The 24,001-nt window shown below is 31.4% G+C and carries 25 protein-coding genes; 22 read left to right on the forward strand and 3 right to left on the reverse strand.

Features of this window, described 5'->3' with window-relative positions; all coding sequences use genetic code 11:
* The first annotated feature begins 15 nt into the window (after positions 1 to 15).
* The 11 genes from EQM05_RS07855 (at position 16) to EQM05_RS07905 (ending at position 7,941) form a co-directional block, all read left to right on the forward strand.
* Positions 16 to 360 (forward strand): putative DNA-binding protein, encoded by a 345-nt coding sequence (locus EQM05_RS07855; protein WP_128749520.1) that lies wholly within the window; start codon positions 16 to 18, stop codon positions 358 to 360.
* 10 nt (positions 361 to 370) lie between these two features.
* A complete protein-coding gene (gene ffh / locus EQM05_RS07860) occupies positions 371 to 1,726 on the forward strand; it encodes a signal recognition particle protein (protein ID WP_128749521.1) in 1,356 nt (451 codons plus the stop codon).
* 67 nt (positions 1,727 to 1,793) lie between these two features.
* Positions 1,794 to 2,051, forward strand: coding sequence for a 30S ribosomal protein S16 (gene rpsP, locus EQM05_RS07865; protein ID WP_128749522.1), 258 nt, complete (start codon positions 1,794 to 1,796; stop codon positions 2,049 to 2,051).
* A gap of 20 nt (positions 2,052 to 2,071) precedes the next feature.
* Positions 2,072 to 2,299, forward strand: a complete 228-nt coding sequence (locus tag EQM05_RS07870) for a KH domain-containing protein (protein WP_128749523.1) — start codon at positions 2,072 to 2,074, stop codon at positions 2,297 to 2,299.
* A gap of 84 nt (positions 2,300 to 2,383) precedes the next feature.
* Positions 2,384 to 2,872: a ribosome maturation factor RimM gene (gene rimM, locus EQM05_RS07875; RefSeq protein ID WP_128749524.1), complete on the forward strand. Its 489-nt coding sequence runs from the start codon at positions 2,384 to 2,386 to the stop codon at positions 2,870 to 2,872.
* Positions 2,863 to 3,609 carry a tRNA (guanosine(37)-N1)-methyltransferase TrmD gene (gene trmD, locus EQM05_RS07880; protein ID WP_128749525.1) on the forward strand — a complete coding sequence of 249 codons (747 nt, stop codon included), beginning with the start codon at positions 2,863 to 2,865 and terminating at the stop codon, positions 3,607 to 3,609. Before rimM ends, trmD begins: the two co-directional genes overlap by 10 nt.
* A 169-nt stretch (positions 3,610 to 3,778) precedes the next feature.
* Positions 3,779 to 5,032, forward strand: a complete 1,254-nt coding sequence (locus tag EQM05_RS16165) for a transposase (RefSeq protein ID WP_128749526.1) — start codon at positions 3,779 to 3,781, stop codon at positions 5,030 to 5,032.
* Between the two features lie 299 nt (positions 5,033 to 5,331).
* The gene (rplS, locus tag EQM05_RS07890; RefSeq protein ID WP_128749527.1) at positions 5,332 to 5,676 is read left to right on the forward strand and encodes a 50S ribosomal protein L19; all 345 of its coding nucleotides are present in this window, start codon (positions 5,332 to 5,334) and stop codon (positions 5,674 to 5,676) included.
* Positions 5,677 to 5,725: 49 nt separating this feature from the next.
* Positions 5,726 to 6,238 carry a signal peptidase I gene (lepB, locus tag EQM05_RS07895; RefSeq protein WP_128749528.1) on the forward strand — a complete coding sequence of 171 codons (513 nt, stop codon included), beginning with the start codon at positions 5,726 to 5,728 and terminating at the stop codon, positions 6,236 to 6,238.
* 15 nt (positions 6,239 to 6,253) lie between these two features.
* Entirely contained in the window at positions 6,254 to 7,096 is an 843-nt protein-coding gene (gene ylqF, locus EQM05_RS07900; protein WP_128749529.1) for a ribosome biogenesis GTPase YlqF, read from the forward strand.
* 8 nt (positions 7,097 to 7,104) lie between these two features.
* The gene (locus EQM05_RS07905; protein ID WP_128749530.1) at positions 7,105 to 7,941 is read left to right on the forward strand and encodes a ribonuclease HII; all 837 of its coding nucleotides are present in this window, start codon (positions 7,105 to 7,107) and stop codon (positions 7,939 to 7,941) included.
* Position 7,942: 1 nt separating this feature from the next.
* On the opposite strand, the gene EQM05_RS07910 is transcribed toward EQM05_RS07905, so the two are convergent.
* The gene (locus EQM05_RS07910; protein ID WP_128749531.1) at positions 7,943 to 8,311 is read right to left on the reverse strand and encodes a YraN family protein; all 369 of its coding nucleotides are present in this window, start codon (positions 8,309 to 8,311) and stop codon (positions 7,943 to 7,945) included.
* 117 nt (positions 8,312 to 8,428) lie between these two features.
* Between EQM05_RS07910 and EQM05_RS07915 the strand changes: the two genes are divergently transcribed.
* Positions 8,429 to 9,949 carry a YifB family Mg chelatase-like AAA ATPase gene (locus EQM05_RS07915; RefSeq protein WP_128749532.1) on the forward strand — a complete coding sequence of 507 codons (1,521 nt, stop codon included), beginning with the start codon at positions 8,429 to 8,431 and terminating at the stop codon, positions 9,947 to 9,949.
* A gap of 352 nt (positions 9,950 to 10,301) precedes the next feature.
* Here EQM05_RS07915 and EQM05_RS07920 read toward each other — a convergent pair whose 3' ends face one another.
* Together EQM05_RS07920 and EQM05_RS07925 are read right to left on the reverse strand one after the other, a co-directional pair.
* Positions 10,302 to 11,213: a transposase gene (locus EQM05_RS07920; RefSeq protein ID WP_128749533.1), complete on the reverse strand. Its 912-nt coding sequence runs from the start codon at positions 11,211 to 11,213 to the stop codon at positions 10,302 to 10,304.
* A gap of 407 nt (positions 11,214 to 11,620) precedes the next feature.
* Positions 11,621 to 12,895, reverse strand: coding sequence for an IS110 family transposase (locus tag EQM05_RS07925; RefSeq protein ID WP_128749534.1), 1,275 nt, complete (start codon positions 12,893 to 12,895; stop codon positions 11,621 to 11,623).
* Positions 12,896 to 13,342: 447 nt separating this feature from the next.
* Between EQM05_RS07925 and dprA the strand changes: the two genes are divergently transcribed.
* From dprA to EQM05_RS07975, 10 genes are all read left to right on the forward strand, one after another.
* Positions 13,343 to 14,428: a DNA-processing protein DprA gene (gene dprA, locus EQM05_RS07930; RefSeq protein WP_128749535.1), complete on the forward strand. Its 1,086-nt coding sequence runs from the start codon at positions 13,343 to 13,345 to the stop codon at positions 14,426 to 14,428.
* 130 nt (positions 14,429 to 14,558) lie between these two features.
* Positions 14,559 to 16,664, forward strand: a complete 2,106-nt coding sequence (gene topA / locus EQM05_RS07935) for a type I DNA topoisomerase (protein WP_128749536.1) — start codon at positions 14,559 to 14,561, stop codon at positions 16,662 to 16,664.
* 197 nt (positions 16,665 to 16,861) lie between these two features.
* A complete protein-coding gene (gene codY / locus EQM05_RS07940; protein ID WP_128749537.1) occupies positions 16,862 to 17,638 on the forward strand; it encodes a GTP-sensing pleiotropic transcriptional regulator CodY in 777 nt (258 codons plus the stop codon).
* Between the two features lie 221 nt (positions 17,639 to 17,859).
* On the forward strand, positions 17,860 to 18,561 hold the full coding sequence (gene rpsB / locus EQM05_RS07945; protein WP_128749538.1) for a 30S ribosomal protein S2: 702 nt from the start codon (positions 17,860 to 17,862) through the stop codon (positions 18,559 to 18,561).
* A gap of 66 nt (positions 18,562 to 18,627) precedes the next feature.
* Positions 18,628 to 19,548, forward strand: a complete 921-nt coding sequence (tsf, locus tag EQM05_RS07950) for a translation elongation factor Ts (RefSeq protein WP_128749539.1) — start codon at positions 18,628 to 18,630, stop codon at positions 19,546 to 19,548.
* Between the two features lie 91 nt (positions 19,549 to 19,639).
* Entirely contained in the window at positions 19,640 to 20,353 is a 714-nt protein-coding gene (gene pyrH, locus EQM05_RS07955) for a UMP kinase (RefSeq protein WP_128749540.1), read from the forward strand.
* 21 nt (positions 20,354 to 20,374) lie between these two features.
* Positions 20,375 to 20,929: a ribosome recycling factor gene (gene frr / locus EQM05_RS07960; protein ID WP_128749541.1), complete on the forward strand. Its 555-nt coding sequence runs from the start codon at positions 20,375 to 20,377 to the stop codon at positions 20,927 to 20,929.
* A 74-nt stretch (positions 20,930 to 21,003) separates the two neighbouring features.
* Positions 21,004 to 21,765: an isoprenyl transferase gene (locus EQM05_RS07965; RefSeq protein WP_128751068.1), complete on the forward strand. Its 762-nt coding sequence runs from the start codon at positions 21,004 to 21,006 to the stop codon at positions 21,763 to 21,765.
* Positions 21,766 to 21,826: 61 nt separating this feature from the next.
* Positions 21,827 to 22,624: a phosphatidate cytidylyltransferase gene (locus EQM05_RS07970; protein WP_128749542.1), complete on the forward strand. Its 798-nt coding sequence runs from the start codon at positions 21,827 to 21,829 to the stop codon at positions 22,622 to 22,624.
* A gap of 207 nt (positions 22,625 to 22,831) precedes the next feature.
* Positions 22,832 to 23,986 (forward strand): 1-deoxy-D-xylulose-5-phosphate reductoisomerase, encoded by a 1,155-nt coding sequence (locus tag EQM05_RS07975; RefSeq protein ID WP_128749543.1) that lies wholly within the window; start codon positions 22,832 to 22,834, stop codon positions 23,984 to 23,986.
* The last annotated feature ends 15 nt before the right edge of the window (positions 23,987 to 24,001 follow it).

The following is a 24,001-nucleotide window of genomic DNA, read 5'->3' on the forward strand; positions in this document are numbered from 1 at the left end:
ATAGTTGATTATAATATGGAAGAAAGAATTTTGTTATCCTTATTATTAGATATATATGGAATTTTACTTACAGATAAACAAAATGACATTATGGATCTGTATTATAATGATGATTTATCCCTGCAGGAAATATCAGAGTTAACTAATACTTCCAGGCAGGCTGTGTATGATATAATAAAAAGATGTAATAAATCATTATTAAACTATGAAGATAAATTAAAACTATATGAAAAAAACAAAATCTTTAATGATAAAAAGCAAAAAATATTATGTAAAATTCAAGATATAATCAGAGTAGAAAAAAATGAAAAAAGTGAGGAAACTCTGATTTTATTAAAAAATGAATTAGATAACTTATAGGAGGTTTATCATGGCTTTTGAGGGATTGGCTTCTAAACTTCAGGAAACATTGAAAAAGCTTAGGGGCAAGGGAAAACTAACAGAAAAAGATATAAAAGAAGCTATGAGAGAAGTTAAGCTGGCATTGCTTGAGGCAGACGTTAATTATAAAATAGTTAAGGATTTTATAAAAAATGTGGGTGAGAAATGTACTGGTAGTGATGTCTTAGAAAGTTTAACTCCAGGCCAGCAGGTTATTAAAATAGTAGATGAAGAACTTGTCAAGCTTATGGGAAGCACAGAAAGCCAATTGAATATTGTCCCTGGATTAACAGTTATTATGCTTGTAGGACTTCAGGGAGCAGGAAAAACCACAATGGCTGGCAAACTTGCACTTCATCTAAGAAAGAAAAATAAAAAGGCACTGCTGGTTGCCTGCGATGTATACAGGCCAGCTGCAATTAAACAGCTGCAGGTAGTGGGAAAGCAGATTGATGTGCCGGTTTTCACTATGGGAGACAAGGTAAATCCTGTAGATATATCAAAAGCTGGCATTGAATATGCTAAAAGTAATAATTTAAATACTGTGATAATAGATACTGCTGGAAGGTTACACATTGATGAAGAATTAATGGATGAACTATTAAATATTAAAAATAGTGTAAAACCTAATGAAGTTCTCCTTGTTGTAGATGCCATGACAGGTCAGGATGCAGTTAACGTAGCAGGCAGCTTTAATGATAAGCTTGATATTACAGGAGTTATATTAACTAAACTTGATGGTGATACCAGGGGTGGTGCTGCATTATCAATTAAGGCCATGAGTGGGAAACCCATTAAATTTGTTGGCATGGGAGAAAAAATGAGTGACCTGGAAGTATTTTACCCAGACAGAATGGCTTCAAGAATTTTAGGTATGGGTGATGTACTTACATTAATAGAGAAGGCTCAGCAGGCAATAGATGAGAAACAGGCAAAAGAAATGAGCAGCAGACTGATGAGCCAGGAATTTAATTTAGAGGACTTTATATCATATATAAATCAAATGAAAAAGATGGGACCGCTAAATAAACTAGTTGAAATGATTCCTGGATTCAATAGTAAAGAACTTAAAGGTATGGACTTAAGTAAAAGTGAAAAAGAGTTCTCCAAAATAGAGGCAATTATTAATTCAATGACAGTAAAGGAAAGAAGAAATCCTTCATTAGTAAGCAGTTCCCCTTCAAGAAAAAAAAGAATATCCGCTGGATCCGGAACTACAATACAACAGGTGAATAAAATGCTTAAAGACTTTGAAGCTATGAAGAAAATGATGAAACAAATGAAGGGTATGCAGAAAGGATTTACAAAGAAATCAGCATTATTTGGAAAATTTCCATTTAAATAGAAACAAATATAAATAAATAAGCTTTAGTGCATATATTGTTTATATTCCGTAAAGGAGGTGAAATAACATGGCAGTAAAAATCAGATTAAGAAGAATGGGCGCTAAAAAAGCTCCTTTTTACAGAGTAGTTGTAGCAGATTCCAGATCACCAAGAGATGGAAGATTTATCGAAGAGATAGGCTACTATAACCCAACTACAAAACCAGCTGTTATTAAAATAGATGGTGAAAAAGCTACTGAATGGGTAAAAAATGGTGCACAGCCAACTGATATAGTTAAAAAGCTTTTTGCTAGGGCTGGAGTTAGCGAAAATAGCGGCAAGTAGTAATTACTGGGGGTGTAAATATGAAAGAATTAGTTGAAATTATAGCTAAATCATTAGTTGACAACCCAGATATGGTTCAAGTTAATGAGGTTGCTGGAGAGCAATCCATTATTCTTGAATTAAAAGTCGCACCAGAAGATATGGGAAAAGTTATAGGAAAGCAGGGAAGAATAGCTAAGGCTATACGAACTGTGGTAAGGGCAGCAGCAATTAAAGAAAATAAAAGGGTTGTTGTTGAGATTATTTAAAGAGTTAGGTGCGCCTAACTCTTTTTGCTAATATATTTTTGATGATAAGATTACAAATTGTTCAATATAATAAGGAGATATACTATGGAACAGTTCATAACAATTGGTGAAATAATAAATTCTCATGGTGTACATGGAGAGTTAAAAATATTGCCATTGACAGATGACTTAAAAAGATTTAGAAAATTAAAAAAAGTATATATTGATAATAATGAAAAGATGGTATCATGGTGTAAACTTCAATCAGATAAAGTAATATTAAAAATTGAAGGCATAGATACTATAAATGATGCAATAAAATATAAGACTAAGCTTTTAAAAGTTCAAAGAAAAGATGCAGTTAAACTTTCAGAGGGAAGATATTATGAAGCAGATATAATTGATTGCAATGTAGAAGATGAAAATGGGGTATACCTTGGAAAGATAAATGAGATAATACATACAGGAAGTAATGATGTATATTGGATTAAAGGAGAAAAGGAACTTCTAATTCCAGCTCTTAGAAGCGTAGTGATAAAAATGGATGTAGAAAATAGTAAGATTATAATAAAGCCGGTAGATCAATGGCAGTAAAATTTCACATATTAACATTATTTCCTGGTATGTTTAATATTTTTAATGAAAGTATTATTGGAAGGGCAGTTGCTAATGGTATTCTGGAAATAAATACAGTAAATATTCGAGACTATACAAAAGATAAGCACAAAAAAGTTGATGATTATCCATATGGTGGAGGGGCAGGAATGGTAATGGCTGCACAGCCCATTGTAGATAGTATTAGGGCAGTAAAAAGCAATAGCTGCGGCAAAGTAATATATTTGGGACCTAGGGGAAGAACATTTAATGAGGAAGTTGCAAAGGAACTTGCAAAAGAGAAAGAATTAATATTTCTTTGTGGACATTATGAAGGAATTGACGAAAGGGTTTACAAATATATTGATGATGAAATATCATTAGGTGATTTTGTCTTAACAGGGGGGGAAATGGCATGCATCCCCATTATCGACAGCATAAGCAGGCTGGTACCAGGAGTGCTTTCATCCTCTGAAAGTTATATTGAGGAATCATTTTATAATAATGTTTTGGAATATCCACAATATACAAGACCGCCAGTTTTTGAAGGATATGCAGTCCCAGAGGTACTTCTCAGTGGTCATCATGAGAAAATAAGAAAGTGGAGAAGAGCAATATCACTTAGAATAACAAAATCAAAAAGGCCAGATTTATTTTCAAAATTAGAGCTTTCATCTGAAGATTACAGATTATTAAAGGAATTTTTACAATCCGAAGATAATTCTTCAGAAGTTTAGCACCTAAAAAAGTTTTAGGGCGCAGCCCGCTGATTTATATTGATTTGCTAGTATTTAATAAAAACATTGTAAAATCCGATTTCTACTGGAAATTATAAAAAAAATTTGCATAATAAAAGCATCCTTTTTATAATAGTTTTGCACAACACAATAGAAAGGATGCCTTAAGATGAATAAAAGTTATTTAAAACAAATGCTCACCTATATTAATAAAGTATACGATATAGGTGAAAAAATCAATACCTTAGAGGATAAAAAGATAAAATCTCTAGTAAAAATTTCAACAATCACCTTTGTAGTTTTGTTTGGATTTATGCTTCAAATAAGAAGTTTCAACAGGTTAGAGCATTGGCTTAAAAAAGGTAAATTTAAAAAAGTATTACCTAAAAACACTAAAATGATTCACATTGATGCCGTTAGGCGCTGCTTAAGTGATTTTGATTTGAATGGTTTGAAAAATATTTATGATAGTATAATTAGAACTACGATAAAAAATAAGATATTTAGAAATGGTACCATAGATGGCTTAAAGGTAGTTGCTGTAGATGGTGTAGAATTATTTGAAAGTGCTAAAAAATTTTGTGACAAATGTCTTTCACGAAAGAATAAGGATGGCACTACTCGTCATTTCCACAGATCTGTAGTTTGTACTACCGTAGGTTCGGATCCCCATGTTATTTTAGGACAAGAAATGCTTGAACCTAAGAAAGATAGTTCGAATAAAGATGAAGGTGAAATCACCGGAGGTATAAGATTAATAAAAAAATTATATCGTAAATATCACCATTTTGCCGATATTATAGTAGCTGATGCTTTATATTGTAAATCTACTTGGATAAAAGAAGTCCTTTCAATAGGAATGAATGCAGTAGTAAGAGTTAAAGATGAGCGTCTTCTCATTGTAAAGGATGCATTAGCTCTATTTAAGCGCCGTGAGGCTGATAAGAAATGGATTGTAAAGCAGGGAAGTAAAGACTATACCAAAATTAAAGCTTGGGATGAAGATAATTTTGAAATATCAGATCCGACTATCAAAGTTAGATTTATAAGGTTTATAGAAGAAATTCATACTGGAGATAAGGTAGAAATTAAAGAAGGCTGGATTATAACAACAGACAAATTTGCCTCAGTAGAAACCTTGTGGAAGATAATGCACAAGAGGTGGGATATAGAAAATAATGCCTTTCATCAGCTTAAAACAGAATGGCATTTAGATCATTGCTTTCTTCATAGCCCTACGGGCGTAGAGACAGTACTGATGTTTATAATTATAGCGTTTAATCTGATGCAGTTATATTTTTTTAGATGTATCAGAGGTTTTAGAAAGAAACGGATGCTTCAAATAGATATTATTGAAGATATAAAAGATGAAAGATTTACTATAGATGACAACTGGAATAATCCAATATTTAAAAAGACTTAATATAAAAATAAAATTGGAAATCGATTATTAAAATTTCTTAGGGTAAGGGTAATTATAACTATTTTTTCGACATATCGGTCTGTTGATTTACCAGCCATGTAAGAAAGTACAATAAAATACAATTCCAGTAAAAGTAAATCTTTTACTGGAATTTAGATGCGAAATCTCTGATAATTCTTAATTGTTATTGCAAAATTTAAGGGCTTATGATAAAATAAGCTTTGTGCTAGTACGGGCGGTCCTCTGCTTGCAATCATGCTGAGCAAGAACGTCAATTAACTTAAGGAGGGAATGCACATATGTTAGATGTAATAAAGGCTATTGAAGCCGAGCAGATCAGAAATGATTTACCTGATTTCAACGTAGGAGATACTGTTAAAGTTCACGTAAAAATTAAAGAAGGAAACAGAGAAAGAATTCAGATTTTTGAAGGAACAGTTCTTAAGAGACAAAACGGGGGATTAAGAGAATCCTTTACTGTAAGAAGAGTTGCTTATGGAGTTGGTGTTGAAAGAACATTTCCAGTAAATGCTCCTATTATTGATAAAATTGAGGTAGTAAGAAAAGGTAAAGTAAGAAGAGCTAAACTATTCTACTTAAGAGATAGAGTTGGTAAGGCAGCTAAAGTTAAAGAGAGAAAATAAAAATTGGGGCTAGTATAGTCCCTTTTTTATATATAGGGTGGTGATATAATTGCTAAAAGAATTAATTGAGCTTGCGAAATCTATTGTAATTGCTTTAATTGCAGCATTTTTGATAATAACCTTTGTATTTGAAACTGTTAGTGTGGATGGTCATTCCATGGATCCAACACTTAGTGATAGAGATAGGTTAATTGTTGAAAAGGTGACATATTATTTCAGACAGCCGAAGCCAGGTGATATAGTTGTAATAAAATATCCTGCCAACCCTAGGGAAAAATTTATCAAAAGAGTAGTGGCAGTTGGCGGAGATAAAGTAAGAATTTCAGACAATAAGCTATATATAAATGATAAGCCGCAAAATGAATCATATATTTTAGAAAATAAGATGAGGGACTTTAACGAAGTCACAGTTCCTGATAAAACAATATTCGTATTGGGAGACAATAGAAATAACAGCAGGGACAGTAGATTTGAAGATGTTGGATTTGTGGATTTAAAGCTTGTTGTAGGTAAAGCTGACTTTAGAATCTATCCATTTAAAACAGCAGGAAAACTTAAATAAGAAGGTGTTGATACAATGGCAATAAACTGGTTTCCAGGGCATATGGCTAAAACTAGAAGAGAAATAAAAGAAAATTTAAAATTAGTAGATGCAGTAATTGAAATTAGAGATGCAAGAATACCAAGATCCAGCAGTAATCCTGATGTTGATGATATATGTGGAAATAAGCCAAGATTGATCCTGCTAAATAAAAGTGATTTAAGTGAAGCAAAGATTACAAATCAATGGATAAAATCCTTGTCAAGTGAAAATGTGAAGGCTATTTCAGTAAACAGTATTTCTGGAGATGGACTAAAAAATATAAAACCAGCTTTAAATGAAATGCTTAAGGAAAAACATGATAGAAAAAAGCAAAAGGGTATAGTGAACATAATTGATAGAGTCATGGTAGTTGGTATACCTAATGTAGGAAAATCTTCTTTTATAAATAAAATGGCTAGAAATTCTATAGCAAAGATAGGAGATAAACCTGGAGTTACAAAGTCAAAACAATGGATAAAGACAAAAATAGGTATTGAATTAATGGATACTCCGGGAATTTTATGGCCTAGATTAGATAGTGAAGAAGTACAGTATAATCTTGCATTTACAGGTGCTATAAAAGATGAAATTATGGATATAGAAACACTTGCATTAAAATTAGTGGAAAGGCTTCAGAATGCATACCCGGAAAGACTTATGGAAAGGTATAAAATTCAGGCGTTAAGTGAAGATTCCTTAGAAAATTTAAATAATATTGCAAGAAAGAGGGGCAATGTAATCTCTGGCGGCGAAATAGATTATAATAGAGTTGCTGTTATGTTATTAGATGAGTTTAGGGGCGGTAAGCTTGGGAAGATCACCCTGGAGAGGCCATAAGTAATGCTATGAGAAATGATATTATTATAAAAATTAAAGAAGCTTCCTCATTAAAAGAATATTCCGTAAAGGAAATTAAAGAAAATGTAAATGAGTATTTGTTTTCTTGTGATTTAAATGAAATAGATACTAAAGAATTTGTATTTGCTTTATTAAATGATAATAGAAAAAGCATTAACATGTTAGGCAAAAAAGTAGAAAAGTATATTGAAAACAGAAATGCAGAAGTAAAGAGAGTACGTAAAATGTACAATTTTGACAGACAGTTTGGTGAAGATATTTATATCTCCGGAGCAGATGAAGTAGGAAGAGGCCCCCTTGCAGGACCAATTTGTGCAGCCTCTGTAATATTGAAATTAGATTCTCACCAAGACAAAGATATGATACTTGGAATAAATGATTCCAAGAAACTATCTCCTAAACAAAGAGAAGAACTGTCTATTAAAATTAAAGAAAGGTCAATATGCTATAATATAACTGTTATTCAGCATGATATGATAGATTTAAAAGGAATTTCCTGGTGCAATAATGAAGTGCTAAAGAAAGCAGTTTTAAATGGTGAGCTTTTGCCACAGCTTGCTCTTTCAGATGGTTTTGCAATAAAAAGCTTATCCATTGACAATAAGTTTTTCATTAAAGGTGATTCAAAAAGTGCAAGTATTGCATGTGCATCAATTATAGCAAAAGTTTATAGAGATAAAATAATGGCTGAGTATTCAAAAATATATCCTGAATATGGATTTGACAGAAATTCCGGCTATGGTACAAAGGAACATATTGAAGCAATAAAAAAATACGGACCTTGTAAAATACATAGAAGAAGTTTTATTACTAAAATTTTATAGACTATAAAGGAAAAGCATTTTTTATTAAGTTTACTGAACAATTATTATTGGAATCATTTAGAACTATTTCAATCACATCGAACCTAAAATAACTATTATATAGCTTTTTTATAATCATATAATATTCTGCAGTATGATAAATTTTGTACTGCTTTTTTTGTGTTATTGATTCGCACGGATGTCCATATTTATTTCCATATCTGGTTTTCACTTCGATAAATACTATATAATTATTATCTTTTGCAATTATATCTATTTCTCCAGTTTTGCATCTAAAGTTTTTTTCAATTATTGTATATCCTTTGCTAATTAAATATTCTGTGGCAGTACTTTCACCAAAATCACCTATATCTTTATTGTAATAATGCATAGTAACCTCCTAAAATAATTTATTACAGATTATGTCCAAAATAAATATAAATACACTAATTATAATAAAGAATTAAACAAGAAATAATTGTCAATAATTATAAGGAGGTGAATATATATGGATTTTGTAATAAATACAGCTTCCTACTATGGTATAAAAGGCAATATCATATCTGTAGAGGTTGATATTTCCCGCGGACTGCCATGCTATAGTATTGTTGGTCTAGCTAATACATCTGTTAAGGAATCTAAGGAAAGGGTAAGATCTGCAATTATAAATAGCGGTTATGAATTCCCAGTGGCAAGAATTGTAGTTAATCTATCGCCGGGTGATATAAGAAAGGATGGGGCATTATTTGATTTACCTATAGCACTTGCTATATTATGTGCAACAAAACAAATTGAATTTCAGGATTCTAATGAATTTTTAGTAATGGGTGAATTATCATTAACCGGTGAAATTAAAAGGGTACCTGGTGTCCTTCCTCTTATAATAGAGGGAATAAATAATAACCTTAATAATTATATTATACCTTGTGATAATAAACTGGAAGGAACTATAGTAAATAAGGCAAATATTTATCCATTTGAAACACTAAATGAAGTAGTAAGTTTTATAATGTATAGGGATCTGCTGCCATTTAAGGAAACCAAAACTTCTAAGGAAAATTATTTTAATATTGATTTCTCAGACATATATGGACAGCAAAGCTGTAAGAGATCAATTGAAGTTGCTTGTGCCGGCGGACACAATATTATAATGTATGGGCCTCCTGGCAGCGGAAAATCTATGCTGGCCAGACGTGTTCCGACAATTCTGCCGAATCTGAGCTATGAAGAAGCTTTAGAGGTTACGAAAATATATAGTGTTTCAGGAAAATTATCCAAAGATCAGGGTTTATTATTAAATAGACCATTTAGAAATCCACATCACACTATATCTAAAATAGCTTTAGTTGGAGGAGGAAATAAGATTCTTCCAGGAGAAATAACCTTATCTCATAATGGAATATTGTTTTTAGATGAATTATTAGAATTTGACAGAAAAATACTGGAGTTATTAAGACAGCCATTAGAAGATAAAACAATAAACATAACAAGGAATACCGGCGTTGTAAGCTATCCATGTAATTTTATGTTTATTGGAGCTTTAAATCCATGTCCATGCGGAAACTTCGGCAGCAGTAAAAAGATTTGTACCTGCAGTGATTATGATAGAAAAAGATATATAAATAAATTATCTTCACCTTTTTTAGATAGAATAGATATATTTACCTGGGCAAATTCATTAAATTACAGCGATATTAAAAGTAATCATAAAGGTGAGAAATCAAAGGTAATAAGAAAAAGAGTTGAAATTGCAAGAAAAATTCAACAGGAAAGATTTAAACATGAAGGTATTTATACAAATTCACAAATGGATATAAATTTAATAAATAAATACTGTAAAACTGATTATAAAACTGAACAGCTCTTAGAAAAGGTATTTGAGAAATATGGCTTAAGCACTAGAGCTTACAGCAGGATATTAAAGGTGGCAAGAACAATTTCAGATTTAGAAAACTCTGAGGATATAAAACAGAGTCATGTTATGGAAGCACTTGAATATAGAAGGTTTTTGGATAATCAGATTGTTTAATATAAAGGGGCTGTCGCATTAGCAGTTAAAACTGCTGATGCAAGGCTCATTTTTTATTGAAGGCTGAAACTAAAGATTAAAGATTAAAGAATAAAGAACAAATAATGTTGATTTTCTTACAGAAAATCTTAAAATTCAATTTGCTGAGTGAATCATGCGTTTTAAGAACCAAGGATGGCTCTAATTACAGTTTAACTAATAGAGTTAAAAAAGGATTTGAAAAATCCAGAGCCGATAGGCTGCCCCTTAAAACCCAAAGATTAAAGTCTGTTCTTTAATCTTTCCTGCTTTAGATATATGGCTCTTTTATTAAATAGTGTTGATAAAGTAACAAGTTCATGTTAGGGACAGGCTAATTAAAACATATTTTAGCATTTCTCATATTTGTATATGTATTTTCAATATTAATTTTACTTCTTGCTTCTATAAATTTATTTATTGTAGATGAAATATTATTAGAATTAGAACTCTTTAAGAATTTGAATAAGCTTAAATAATTATTTAAATATTTCGTTGCTACTCCTCTAAAACGGTATATCCATTCCATGCAGTCACATCTATATTTTACTGCTTCAGAGCTATTATCAAGGAATTTATTAATCTCCCTTATTTTCTTTCTTTTAAAGAACATGGCAAAAAAGCTTTTCGGTCTTGAGATTACATGTTTATTTTTATTTAATAATTTTCCAATATGATTTTCCATATCCATTGCATTCATACGTCCCATTCCCACTGCTCTGGAATAAATATTTTTATGTGAATCCAGTGCTGTAATAACGCAGACTTTATTATTGCTGATATTAATGTAACTTACGCTTTGATCATGAACTCTCTTTTCATTATGTTCAATGCCTTTCTGTCCCTTCCGGGAGAATTTTAAGAAGAAATTATAAAGTTCAAACTTTCCCTGCATTTTATTTTGTTTAACCATTTTCAAGGCAGAAAGCAGCTTGTGCCTCCAGTAAAATAGTGTTACATAAGAAACGCCAATTTCTCTAGCTGCCGCCTTAAGGGATAAGCCTTCCAAAGTACACCTAATAAATGATTCCCACTTTTCAGGGAAGTGAGTCCTAGCAATTGGCGTGTTTGTAAAGTCATTAAATGTTCTTCTACAGCTTTTGCATATATATCTTTGTTTACCATTGTATTTTCCGTATAGCACTGTATGGGTGCAGCCACAGTATGGGCATTTTCTTTCAGAATCATGTCTTAATGAAGCAAAATAAGATAATATATTTATATCAGTACATTTTTTATTCTCCATGGTAATCCAATCCTTTCAGTAATATGTAGGTATCTTAATTATTACCATTAAAGGATTGTCCTATTCACATCAACATTATTATTTAAAAGAGCCATAGGTGTCTATAGAAAGTAAATATATAAACACCACAATATATTGCATGTAAATTCATTAGTGCGACAGCCCCTTTATTATTATATTTTATTAATCAAGTTTACATAATAAAAATTATGAGTAATGCAAAAAAAGTAAACTAAATTATTTGTATAAATTTCTTATATATGACAAAAATCTAATTATAATAATTAAAGCAATTTGGTAATATGTCAAGAACAAAATAAAAAGAAAATGAAATGATTCTTCAAAAAAAGGGTAACCCTAATAAACATACAGTCAAATCAGAATGTATGTTCGTGTGTCTTATATAATTAATCTACTCTATTTGAAGAGTAGAGTTGATTTTTAGCCAGCAATCCAAAAATCAAACGGATTAATTTACGAGAAGTTAGCGCGAGTGCTCGTTTATGCTGATGTGTAGTCACTTCAGCAAATTTCTTCTGGTAGAAAGCTTGATATTCAGGAACGTGTCTTATGACACTACCAGCGGCTTCTATCAGATAATAACGTAAATAACGGTTACCTGCTTTGTTCATTGGCGTATTTTCAGCCTTGAAATCACCAGATTGATTTTCTTTCCATACGATGCCAGCATATTTAGCAATAGCATCATTATTAGGGAATGCATGCACACTGCCTAATTCGGCAAGAATACCACTGGAATAAACAGGGCCAAAACCAGGGATTGACATGAGAATTTGATATTCCACAGGATTCATTCCCATAACCGCTTTCTCAATGGCTTTATTAATAGTACTCAGTTCTTTTTCAAAAGCCTGAATACAGTTAAAAGAGCATGCAATTGAAATCGTTAATGGCTCATACAAGCATTTATCAAGGCGATATGAATTACGAGCAGCTTGTTGAAGAATTTTAGCAGTCATCTGTGGATCAGAAATTCTCTTTCGACTCTTTGTATTGATGAATTCAACAAGTTCTTCTATGGAAGCATTTGCAATGTCTTCAGAAGATAAAAAATCCGTCAGGATAGAGGAAGCAGTGGCACCATATTTATTAGAAAAAGGATGTTCTTCACCATCTAACAAAGCAAATTCGCTAAACTTGAGAAATACATTTGATAGCATATATGTCTTCTCCCTGGTTAAGCATTCAACTATATGAAGCCTGTGTCTTGTAAGCCTTTGTAGGGCAAGGTATTGAGAACCACGCCAAGGCTCAGTATGAATCCTGCCGACTCTTGCAAAATCAGCAATAACAAAAGAGTCAATGCCATCATTTTTGTTAAGAGCATTAAAGGAATCTTTGTAGTTAGCAACTTCCTTAGGATTCAAACAGTAGACGTAGGGTTTATATGGCACAAATTTTTCACTTGCAGATAAAAAATTAGCTATATGCACGCCATAAAATGAAGTAGACTCAAGACCAATAATAGTAACCTTAAATATATTATTTTCTAGTATCTTGACGAGCATGGATTCTAGTTGTTCTGCACCAGATTGTGTATTAGGAACAGGTTTCATTTTAATAAAAAATTCCTGTTCAAAGTTAATTGCAGAGACAACATTTTGTCTCGCACCAATATCGATACCAACAAATAGAGTTGATAAGTAATCTACTTTCTTCATGAAATCACCACCTTTCGAAAGTAATGAGGAAATTAGAAAAGGAATTATCCTAATCCAGAGTACTGACTGCAACCTCGCGTAATCAGCATTCAACCAAGCGAAATACCTTGCTGGTGGCTACGAATGGAGATGCAACATTCGTGTAAGCAGAATTTGATACTCTGGTCAGGCTGCAAGCTTTCTAGGCAATAACAATATGTTTTGCAGGAGAATACAGCAGTAACCTTCGCTAAAGTCCGTTAGGACTATTTTAGCATTAGGAAATTCCTTTATAAATAGTTAATGTAAGTTGTATAGATAGGAATGTAAAATAGATAGCAATAATGAATTGGGGGAATCCCCACAGAAAAACATAGATACTTTCTTATCTATACTAAAATATAAAAATAAATAAGTTTATAGCAGTCATTTAACTGACTATAAACTTATTATACGAGGAGAATAAAAATGAATTTTTATAATTACTGGATAGTAAATATGCCTATACCCAAAAGAACTAAAAATAAGCTAATGTCTGAGTTTAAAAATTCAGAAGATATTTATTATGCATTAAAAAATGGATATTGTGACATTATAAATTATGAAGAAATAATTAATTTTTTTAAAAATGATTATAATGATAACATTAAAAGAAAAATTAATTATCTATCTGAGGATGGAGTTGATCTAACATTAATAAACAGCATTAACTATCCTAAAAGTTTACTTAATATTAAAAACCCACCCTTTGGTCTCTTTTATAAAGGCAATATAGAGAAGCTAAATGATAAATACAATGTTTCCATTGTTGGTGCAAGAAAATGCAGTTATTACGGCAGAAACGTTACAGAGTTAATTTGTAAAGAACTTAGTATAAATAAAATCAATATTATAAGTGGATTGGCCAGAGGAATTGATTCAATAGCACATGAATCTGCCTTAAACAATGGAGGGTATACCTGTGGAGTGTTAGGATGCGGTATTGATATGGTTTATCCTAAGGAAAATAAAAAAATATACGATATAATGAAAAGCAGAGGATGCATAATAAGTGAGTTTTTGCCAGGCACTGGGCCGCTTAAAGATAATTTCCCAATTAGAAACAGAATTATTAGCGGACTCAGCCAATTAGTGATTGTTATTGAGGCAGGTGAAAAAAGCGGCTCTTTAATAACAACAAGTTTTGCAAATGATCAGGGTAAATATGTAATGGCTGTTCCAGGATCAGTACTTTCAAATTGCAGTATGGGTACAAATAGGTTAATACAAGATGGAGCAATAGTTTATACTGAAGTTAAAGATATATTTGACTGCATAAAATATACATATACAAATACATCTAATGCATCCTGCAAAAATAATGTTAATGACAAATTTACTTATCTTGAAAACAAAATATATAATGTAATTAATGATAATCCTATACATATTGATGATATTATTAAAATAACTAATATTGACATTAATCGTTTATATGAGGTATTATTTGAATTGCAACTGAAAAAGCATATTACTTGTTTAGCAGGTAATTATTATGTTAAGCTATATAAGTAAAATTTTATATGTAGACAATACTATAAATGGTGTACAATGTATACTTAATGATTATGTGTATAAAGGTCTTAAATAGATACTTCAAATCAAGGGGGTGTAAAACTCTGATTATATTTAATTAGAGGAAATAATGGGACGAAAATTAGTTATAGTTGAATCACCAGCAAAAGCTAAAACAATAGGTAAATACTTAGGCAAAAATTATGTAGTAGAAGCTTCAATGGGACATGTTAGAGATTTGCCTAAAAGTCAAATTGGAGTGGATATAGAAAATAATTTTGAGCCTAAATATATAACAATCAGGGGTAAGGGAGAACTGCTGAACAAATTAAAAAAAGAAGCAAAAAAGTGTGATAAAATTTACCTGGCAACTGACCCTGATAGAGAGGGAGAAGCAATTTCCTGGCATTTAAGTCATGTACTAAAGATAGATGATAATGAAAAATGCAGAATAGAGTTTCATGAAATTACAAAAAATTCTATTAAGGCTGCAATTAAATCTCCACGAAAGATAAATATAAATAAAGTTGATGCTCAGCAGGCCAGACGTGTACTGGATAGATTAGTCGGGTATAAAATCAGTCCTATACTATGGAGAAAGGTAAAGTGGGGATTAAGTGCAGGAAGAGTTCAGTCTGTTACGCTGAGGATAATATGTGACAGGGAAAATGAAATTAATGGTTTTAAGCCAAGGGAATACTGGACAATAGAATGTGAAGTAAATAAAGAAAATAGCAGGAAAAGCTTTATTATTAAGCTTTTATCCTATGAGGGCAAAAAAATTGAGATAAATAGCAAAGAAGAGTCAGATTTGATCATAAAAAACTTAGAACAGGGTTCTTTTATGGTTAAGCAGATTAAAAAAAGCCTAAAAAATAAAAATCCGCTGCCCCCATTCACAACAAGTACACTTCAGCAGGATGCATATAAAAAATTGAACTTTGCTACTAAAAGAACTATGTCAATAGCTCAGCAACTGTATGAGGGAGTTGACGTTAAAGGATTTGGAACTGCTGGATTGATAACCTATATGAGAACTGATTCAGTAAGAATTTCAAGTGAAGCACAGGAAATTGCTAAAGAGTTTATAGGAAATGAATATGGAAAGGAATATGTTCCTGAAAGTCCAAGAATTTATAAAAGCAAAAAAAACATTCAAGATGCTCATGAGGCAATAAGACCAACTAATATAGAAATAACGCCAAAGATAGCAAAACAAAGCCTGAAGGATGAACAATTTAAGCTATATAATTTAATATGGAATAGATTTGTTGCAAGTCAAATGGCCACATGCGTTATGAATGCAATATCAATTGATGTTATTAATAACAAATATTTATTAAGGGCAACTGGTACAGATATTAAGTTTGATGGCTTTATGAAAGTTTATGAATATAGAGCAGATGAAGAACAAAATGATATTAGTTTACCAGCTTTAGAAGAAAATGAAGTGTTAATTAAAAAATCAATTAATGGCAAACAGCATTTTACCCAGCCGCCTGCAAGATATTCGGAAGCTTCCCTTGTAAAGACTCTTGAAGACAACGGAATAGGAAGACCAAGCACATATGCTCCAATTATATCAACTTTATTGGATAGAAAGTATATTGAAAGGGACAAAAGGACATTGCTTCCAACTGAACTGGGTATAATAGTAAATAATATATTAACAGACTATTTTACTCAAATTGTTGATGTTGAATTCACTGCTGAAATGGAGCAGAAACTGGATGATATTGAAGAAGGAAATGAGAATTGGAAATCAGTGGTGAATAAATTTTATAAACCATTAGAAAAGTCAATAGATATTGCTGAAAAAGAGGTTTCTAAAATAACAATTGAGGATAAAGTTACTGATATTAAATGTGAAAAATGCGGTAGATTTATGGTAATTAAGCATGGCAGATTTGGTGATTTCTTAGCTTGTCCTGGATACCCGGAGTGTAAAAATACTAAGCCAATAGTAGAAGAATTAAAAGTTCCTTGCCCAAAATGCGGCGGCAAAATTCTAGTTAAAAGAAGCAAAAAAGGAAGAAAGTTTTATGGATGCAGCAATTATCCTAAATGTGATTTTGTAAGCTGGTTTGAGCCTTCAGATAAGAAATGTCCACAATGTGGAAGTTATATGGTTAAAAAGTTTAATAAAACTAAAGGAGAATTTTATGAATGCTCTAATCAGGAATGTAAACATAGAGAGTACTCAGCTGAAACAAATACAGAAGAGAAAAATAAATAAAATATTAAAATAATATGTCGAAAACAAATAAATTAGTGTTGAATTATATATTTCGTTATGATATTATAATTAAGGTAATAGACATAATTCTAAATATTTAAAAAAATCAAAATAATTAAATTGTTATTTGTTAATATTGGTAATCTTGAATACTTTTTGCAGATTAACTATTTAACGAATTACGAGGAGGAATATTAATGTCATCACTATTAGTAAAAACCAGGATGCTTAATAAGATATTACAAAAGTCAGGCACAGAACCTGTTGTTTTTGATGATATATGCAAACTATTAAGTGAAGTACTTTCATGTAATGTTTATATTGCAAGTAGAAAGGGTAAGATATTAGGCTATGACTTTTCTTCAGGATTTGAATGTGATATTGTTGAGTCTGATGTTATAGGTGAAAAGAGGTTCCCTGAAGCCTATAATACGAAACTTCTCAACATACATGAAACTTTGGCAAATTCATTAAATCAGGGTAAATGTGTTTTTTCAGATGAACTGAACTGCGAAATGAAAAATAAGCTGTCAACAATTGTTCCAATTATAGGAAACAGAGACAGACTTGGCACATTGATTCTTGCAAGATTTGAAAATAAATTTACTGATGATGATTTAGTTATTGCTGAATACAGTGCTACTATTATAGGAATGGAAATATTAAGATCAAAAACAGATGAAATTGAAGAAGATGCCAGAAAGAAAGCTGTGGTTCAGCTGGCTATAGGAACGCTTTCATATTCTGAGCTGGAAGCAGTGGAACACATATTTAGTGAGCTTGATGGCAACGAGGGGCTTCTTGTAGCATCTAAGATTGCTGATAAGGTTGGAATAACAAGATCAGTTATAGTTAATGCACTTAGAAAATTTGAAAGTGCAGGAGTTATAGAATCAAGGTCTTTAGGCATGAAGGGCACTCATATCAAAATATTAAATGAAAAATTACTTGATGAATTAAAAAAAATAAAATAATGCGAGAATAGTACTTCAATCTCAATGAAACAAAGTTGATGTTTAAGTACTATTTTTTTATATATACAAATAATAATTAAAAAGTTGTTGAATAGCGTTAATCCATATGATATACTACTAAGGTAGAAAATACACACATTGTCTAACTTATAATGTGGTGCCATTATTGGAATATTATAAGCATGAAGACAATGGAGGCAAAAACCAGGAGGTAAAAAATTATGTCAGTTATTTCAATGAAACAATTATTAGAAGCAGGTGTACACTTTGGACACCAAACAAGAAGATGGAATCCTAAAATGGCTCCATATATTTTCACAGAAAGAAATGGTATATATATCATAGACTTGCAGAAGACTGTTAAAAAAGTTGAAGAAGCTTATGACTTTATAAAAAGCATTTCTGAGGAAGGAAAAGATGTTTTATTTGTAGGAACTAAAAAACAAGCGCAGGAAGCTATTAAAGAAGAATCATTAAGATGTGGAATGTACTTTGTTAATAACAGATGGTTAGGCGGAATGTTAACTAACTTTAGAACAATTAAAACAAGAATTAGCAGATTAGAAGAATTACAGCAGATGGAAGAGAACGGAACTTTTGAAGTTCTTCCTAAAAAAGAAGTTATGAAGCTGAAGAATGAAGAAGAAAAACTTCAGAAAAATTTAGGTGGAATAAAAGAAATGAATTCAACTAATTTAGGAGCACTTTTCGTAGTTGATCCTAGAAAAGAAAAAAATGCTATTTCAGAAGCAAAAATTCTTGGAATTCCAGTTGTTGCAATTGTTGATACAAACTGTGATCCGGATGAAGTTGATTATGTAATACCTGGTAATGATGATGCAATTAGAGCAGTAAAATTAATTACATCTAAAATGGCTGATGCAATAATTGAAGGAAGACAAGGCGAACAGTTATCAGAATAAAATAATAAGGTAGGTGGATAAAATCCATTTACCTTTAAAATTAGTTGGATTTGGAGGAGTTAAAGAATGATTACCGCGCAAATGGTTAAAGAATTAAGGGAAAGAACTGGAGCAGGAATGATGGATTGCAAAAAAGCATTAGGCGAAAGCAATGGCGATCCAGAAAAAGCTGTTGAATATTTAAGAGAAAAAGGTTTGGCTGCTGCAGCTAAAAAATCAGGAAGGGTTGCTGCAGAAGGTCTTGTAATGGCATATATAAGTGATGATAAAAAGGCTGGATCATTAGTTGAAGTCAATTGTGAAACAGACTTTGTTGCTGCAAATGAAGACTTTGTTAATTTAGTTAATAATGTGGCAAAGCAGGCTTCTGCTTCTGTTTCAAAGACGGTGGAAGAGTTTGTAAATGAACCATATATAGAAGACAAAAATATTAAAGTTCAGGATGCAGTTACTGCTTTGATTGCCAAACTAGGGGAAAATATGAATGTAAGAAGATTCGCTAACTTTTCTGTAGAAAATGGAGTGATAGAAAGCTACATTCATGGCGGTGGAAGAATTGGTGTTATTGTTAAACTTAATTGCGATAAACAAAGTGAAGTTCTTAATACTGTAGCTAAGGATATTGCAATGCAGGTTGCAGCATCAAATCCATTATTTTTAAGCAGGGAATATGTAGATGCTGACACAATAGCAAAGGAAAAAGAAATCTACAGAGTTCAAGCTTTAAACGAAGGAAAACCAGAAAAAATAGTTGAAAAAATGGTTGAAGGAAGAATACAAAAATATTATAAAGAAGTCTGCCTTGTAGATCAGATTTGGGTTAAGGATTCAGAGCTTACAATTGCAAAATACCTTCAGCAAAAATCTAAAGAAATTGGATCAACAATAACAGTTGGTGGATTTGCTAGATTTGAAAGAGGAGAAGGAATAGAAAAGAAAGAAGAAAACTTTGCTGATGAAGTTGCAAAACAAATGCAGGGTAAATAAATTATATTAGAAGAGAACACTGTGTGTTCTCTTTTTTAAAAGTAATTTGATTTTTCTATGTAAATATTGACAAATTGGAGGTATAATTTAAATGGATAAACCTAAATATAAAAGGGTAATATTAAAACTTTCAGGTGAAGCTTTAGCTGGTTCAAAAGGATTTGGAATTGACTTTGATATTGCAAAATCAATTGCAGAAGAAATTAAAATATTAGTTGATATGGGAATTGAAGTAGGAACTGTAGTTGGTGGAGGCAACATCTGGAGAGGCAGAAGCGGAGAAGGCATGGATAGAACAACTGCTGATTACATGGGAATGCTGGCAACCTGCATTAATGCATTGGCACTTCAGGATTCTCTTGAACAAATTAATGTAAACACCAGAGTTCAAACTGCCATTGAAATGAAAGAAATAGCAGAACCTTTTATAAGAAGAAGGGCAATGAGACATCTTGAAAAAGGAAGGGTTGTAATATTTGCTGCCGGCACTGGAAATCCATACTTTTCCACTGATACTACAGCTGCACTTAGGGCTGCTGAAATAGAGGCTGATGTCATACTGTTGGCTAAAAAGGTTGATGGAGTATATAATAAGGACCCTCATAAATTTGATGATGCAGTTAAATATGATAAGTTAACATATATTGAGGTACTTGAACAGGGGCTTGCGGTAATGGATTCTACTGCTACATCATTATGTATGGACAACAATATTCCAATATTAGTATTTGGCCTGGATGATCCAAATAACATAAAAAAAGCAGTAATGGGTGAAAAGATAGGTACATTAGTTTGGAAAGAATAATATAACAGGAGGTAAATTTAAATGAAAGAAATTACTAAAACTGCAGAAGAAAAAATGAGTAAGACTATTAATGTACTAAAGAAGGAATTGGCTTCAATGAAGGCAGGCAGAGCAAATCCATCAATGCTTGACAGAATAGAAGCTGATTATTATGGAACTATGACGCCATTAAATCAGCTGGCTAATATTTCTTCACCTGAATCAAGAGTTTTACTAATAACTCCATGGGATAAGAATTCATTAAAAAGCATTGAAAAGGCCATACAGAAGTCTGATTTAGGTATTAATCCTTCAAATGATGGAATTGTTATTAGATTAGTTATTCCAGAGTTAACAGAGGAGACCAGAAAGAATATAGTGAAGAATGTAAAAAAATCCGGAGAAGAAGCAAAAATTGCAATAAGATCAATAAGAAGAGACTGCAATGATAAGATAAAGGCATTAAAAAAGGATAATGATTTGCCTGAAGATGAAATAAAAAAAGGTGAAGATGAAATTCAAAAGAAGACTGATAATTTTATTAAAGAAGTTGATAAAGTTGTTGAATTAAAGGAAAAAGAGGTTATGTCCGTTTAATGTACAATAATTGAACCTGCTTAATTGCAGGTTTTATTATTAAACATACTACTACTATGAGGATTGGTGTATTTATGTGGAACTTTTTTAAAAAAGTTAGAAATTTAAATATAGATAAAGAACATAAAATAGATATGACAAGAATTCCTAGGCACATTGCCATCATTATGGATGGCAATGGAAGATGGGCTAAAGAAAGAAATTTACCAAGGTCCATTGGTCATAAGGCTGGTATAGAAACTGTAAGAGAAATTGTTAAGGAATGCAGCAAATTAAATGTTAAATATTTAACGTTATATGTTTTTTCAACTGAAAATTGGAAAAGGCCTCGTGAGGAAGTTAGTACGCTAATGAACCTTCTTGCACAATATTTAAGAAGTGAATTTAAAGAGTTAAATTCAAATAATGTTATAATAAATCATATAGGGGATATATCTAAGCTGCCAGGTATTTGTCAGGAAGAATTAATAGATGCTTATGATAGGACTAAATCTAATACAGGCTTAACTTTAAATCTTGCCATAAATTATGGTGGAAGGGATGAACTTATATATGCCTTTAGAAATATAATTAAGGATATAAAAAGTGGTGTAATAGAAGAAAGTGATATAAATCAGGAACTAATAAGTAATTATCTATACACTAGGAATATGCCTGATCCGGACTTAATAATAAGACCAAGTGGAGAGCAGAGATTGAGTAATTTTTTGCTTTGGCAGTGTGCTTATTCAGAATTTTGGTATTCTGATATAAAGTGGCCTGATTTTAGAAAGGAAGATTTGCATATGGCAATATATGACTATCAAAATAGAGATAGGAGATTTGGATCTGTATAGTCTGCTTAATAAGCAAGATAATATGTGTAAATTTGGTTAAGATGTGAATGGAGTTGATTACTTGAATAGTAGATATTTAGGAGCTTTAATGCTTTCTCCCATTGTAATTTTAATTTTTATAGGTGGAGATGTATTAAAATATGGGGTGTTAATTCTTTCTTTAATGGGAATGTATGAGTTTTACAAGGTACTAAAAGGCAAAAATGTTAATGCACTTTCTTTATTTGGATATTTATTATGTATAACTTACTACGTAACTTTAGGTAATACATTAAATACTGATTTTATTTTTTATTTAATAAATGCAGCTTTTCTATTGTTATTATGTGTTCCTATATTTAACACAAAATACAATTTTATAGATATTACTGCAACCCTTTTAGGATTCTTGTATGTTGCGGTTTTTTTCAGTTTTATAATTCTTGTGAACAGAAAGGTAAATGGGCAATATTTTGTATGGATTATTTTTATTTCTTCCTGGCTCTGTGATACAGCAGCATATTATGTGGGGAAAACATTTGGAAAGAATAAGCTTTGTCCAAAGGTAAGTCCTAAAAAAACCATTGAAGGATCTATTGGAGGCCTAATGGGAAGCATTTTATCTTGTACTTTATTTGGAATATATTTATCCTCAATTGGCATAAAAGTATTATTGATACATTATATTATAATGGGAATTTTATGCGGAGTGTTTTCTCAATTTGGGGATTTAGTTGCTTCATCTATTAAAAGGTGGGCAGGAGTAAAAGATTACAGCAGTTTAATACCAGGACATGGAGGAATATTAGATAGATTTGATAGTATTTTATTTTCATCAGTGACTGTATATTATTATTTAACATTTATTATGGGGAAATAAATAAAAAGCTAGGGTAATAATTTTATCTTAGCTTTATTTATATAATAACTAAATAGACTTATGAATATAATGTATATATGTAATTAATTTATTGCCCGTAATATTAATTAACTTTATTTTGAAGGTTAAATATGATATATTAAATTAGAAATTTATCCTTTTAATGTTACATATAATTTTATAATTAAAAAACTAAGGAGAATTAATATGAAAAATATTAGCATTTTAGGGGCCACAGGCTCCATAGGCACACAGACTCTGGATGTAATTAGAAATGATCCGGAGAATTTTAATCTAATTGGTGTCAGTGCAAATAAAAATTCAGCTAAAATTATTGATATAATAAAAGAGTTCAATCCCAAATATGCAGCTTTAGTGGACAATAAAGCTTATAATGAAGTGAAAGAATATTGCATGCTAAATAACATAAAAACTAAGGTCATCTATGGAATTGAAGGATTAAATTATATTGCAGAAGAGGAAACTGCAGATACTCTGGTTACGTCAGTGGTTGGTATTGTTGGTGTTATACCAACACTAAAGGGAATAAAATCCGGGAAGAAAATAGCACTTGCAAATAAAGAAACATTGGTTGTAGCTGGTGAGATAGTTATGAGGGAAGCAGAGAAAAATAATGTAAGTATAGTACCGGTGGATTCGGAGCACTGTGCAATATATCAGTGCCTGCAGGGTAATAGCAGAGATGATATTGATAAAATACTTTTGACTGCTTCCGGTGGGCCGTTCAGGGGCAGAAAGCAGGATACACTTAAGGATGTTACAGTAGAACAGGCACTAAATCATCCAAGATGGCATATGGGGAAAAAAATATCAATTGATTCTGCAACTTTGATGAATAAGGGATTAGAAGTAATAGAAGCACATTGGTTGTTTAATACTGAATTCAAAGATATAAAAGTAATAGTACATCCCCAGAGTATAATACATTCTATGGTTCAATATGTGGATGGAAGTGTAATTGCACAGATGGGAAGTACTGACATGAGACTGCCAATTCAATATGCATTAAATTATCCTATAAGGAAAGAAAGAATTGTGGAAAAATTAGATTTTAACAAATTTTCTACATTAACCTTTGAAGAACCTGATATGATAACTTTTAAATCATTAGCCCTGGCATATGAGGCAGGTAAAGCTGGTGGACTTATGCCTACTATATTAAATGGAGCAAATGAGGAGGCAGTTTCACTTTTTATGGAAAGAAAAATAAATTTTTTAGATATTGCAAATATTGTGGAGAAATGCCTGTGTAAATTCATAAATAATAAAGATATAACAGTTGAAAACATTATTGAAACTGATAGAAATGTAAAGGAATATGTGAGAGGTCTATGTAAATAAAGCACTAGGAGGGAT

It is taken from the genome of Clostridium sp. JN-9 (genome assembly GCF_004103695.1).
In the GTDB taxonomy this organism is placed as follows: Bacteria; Bacillota; Clostridia; order Clostridiales; family Clostridiaceae; genus JN-9.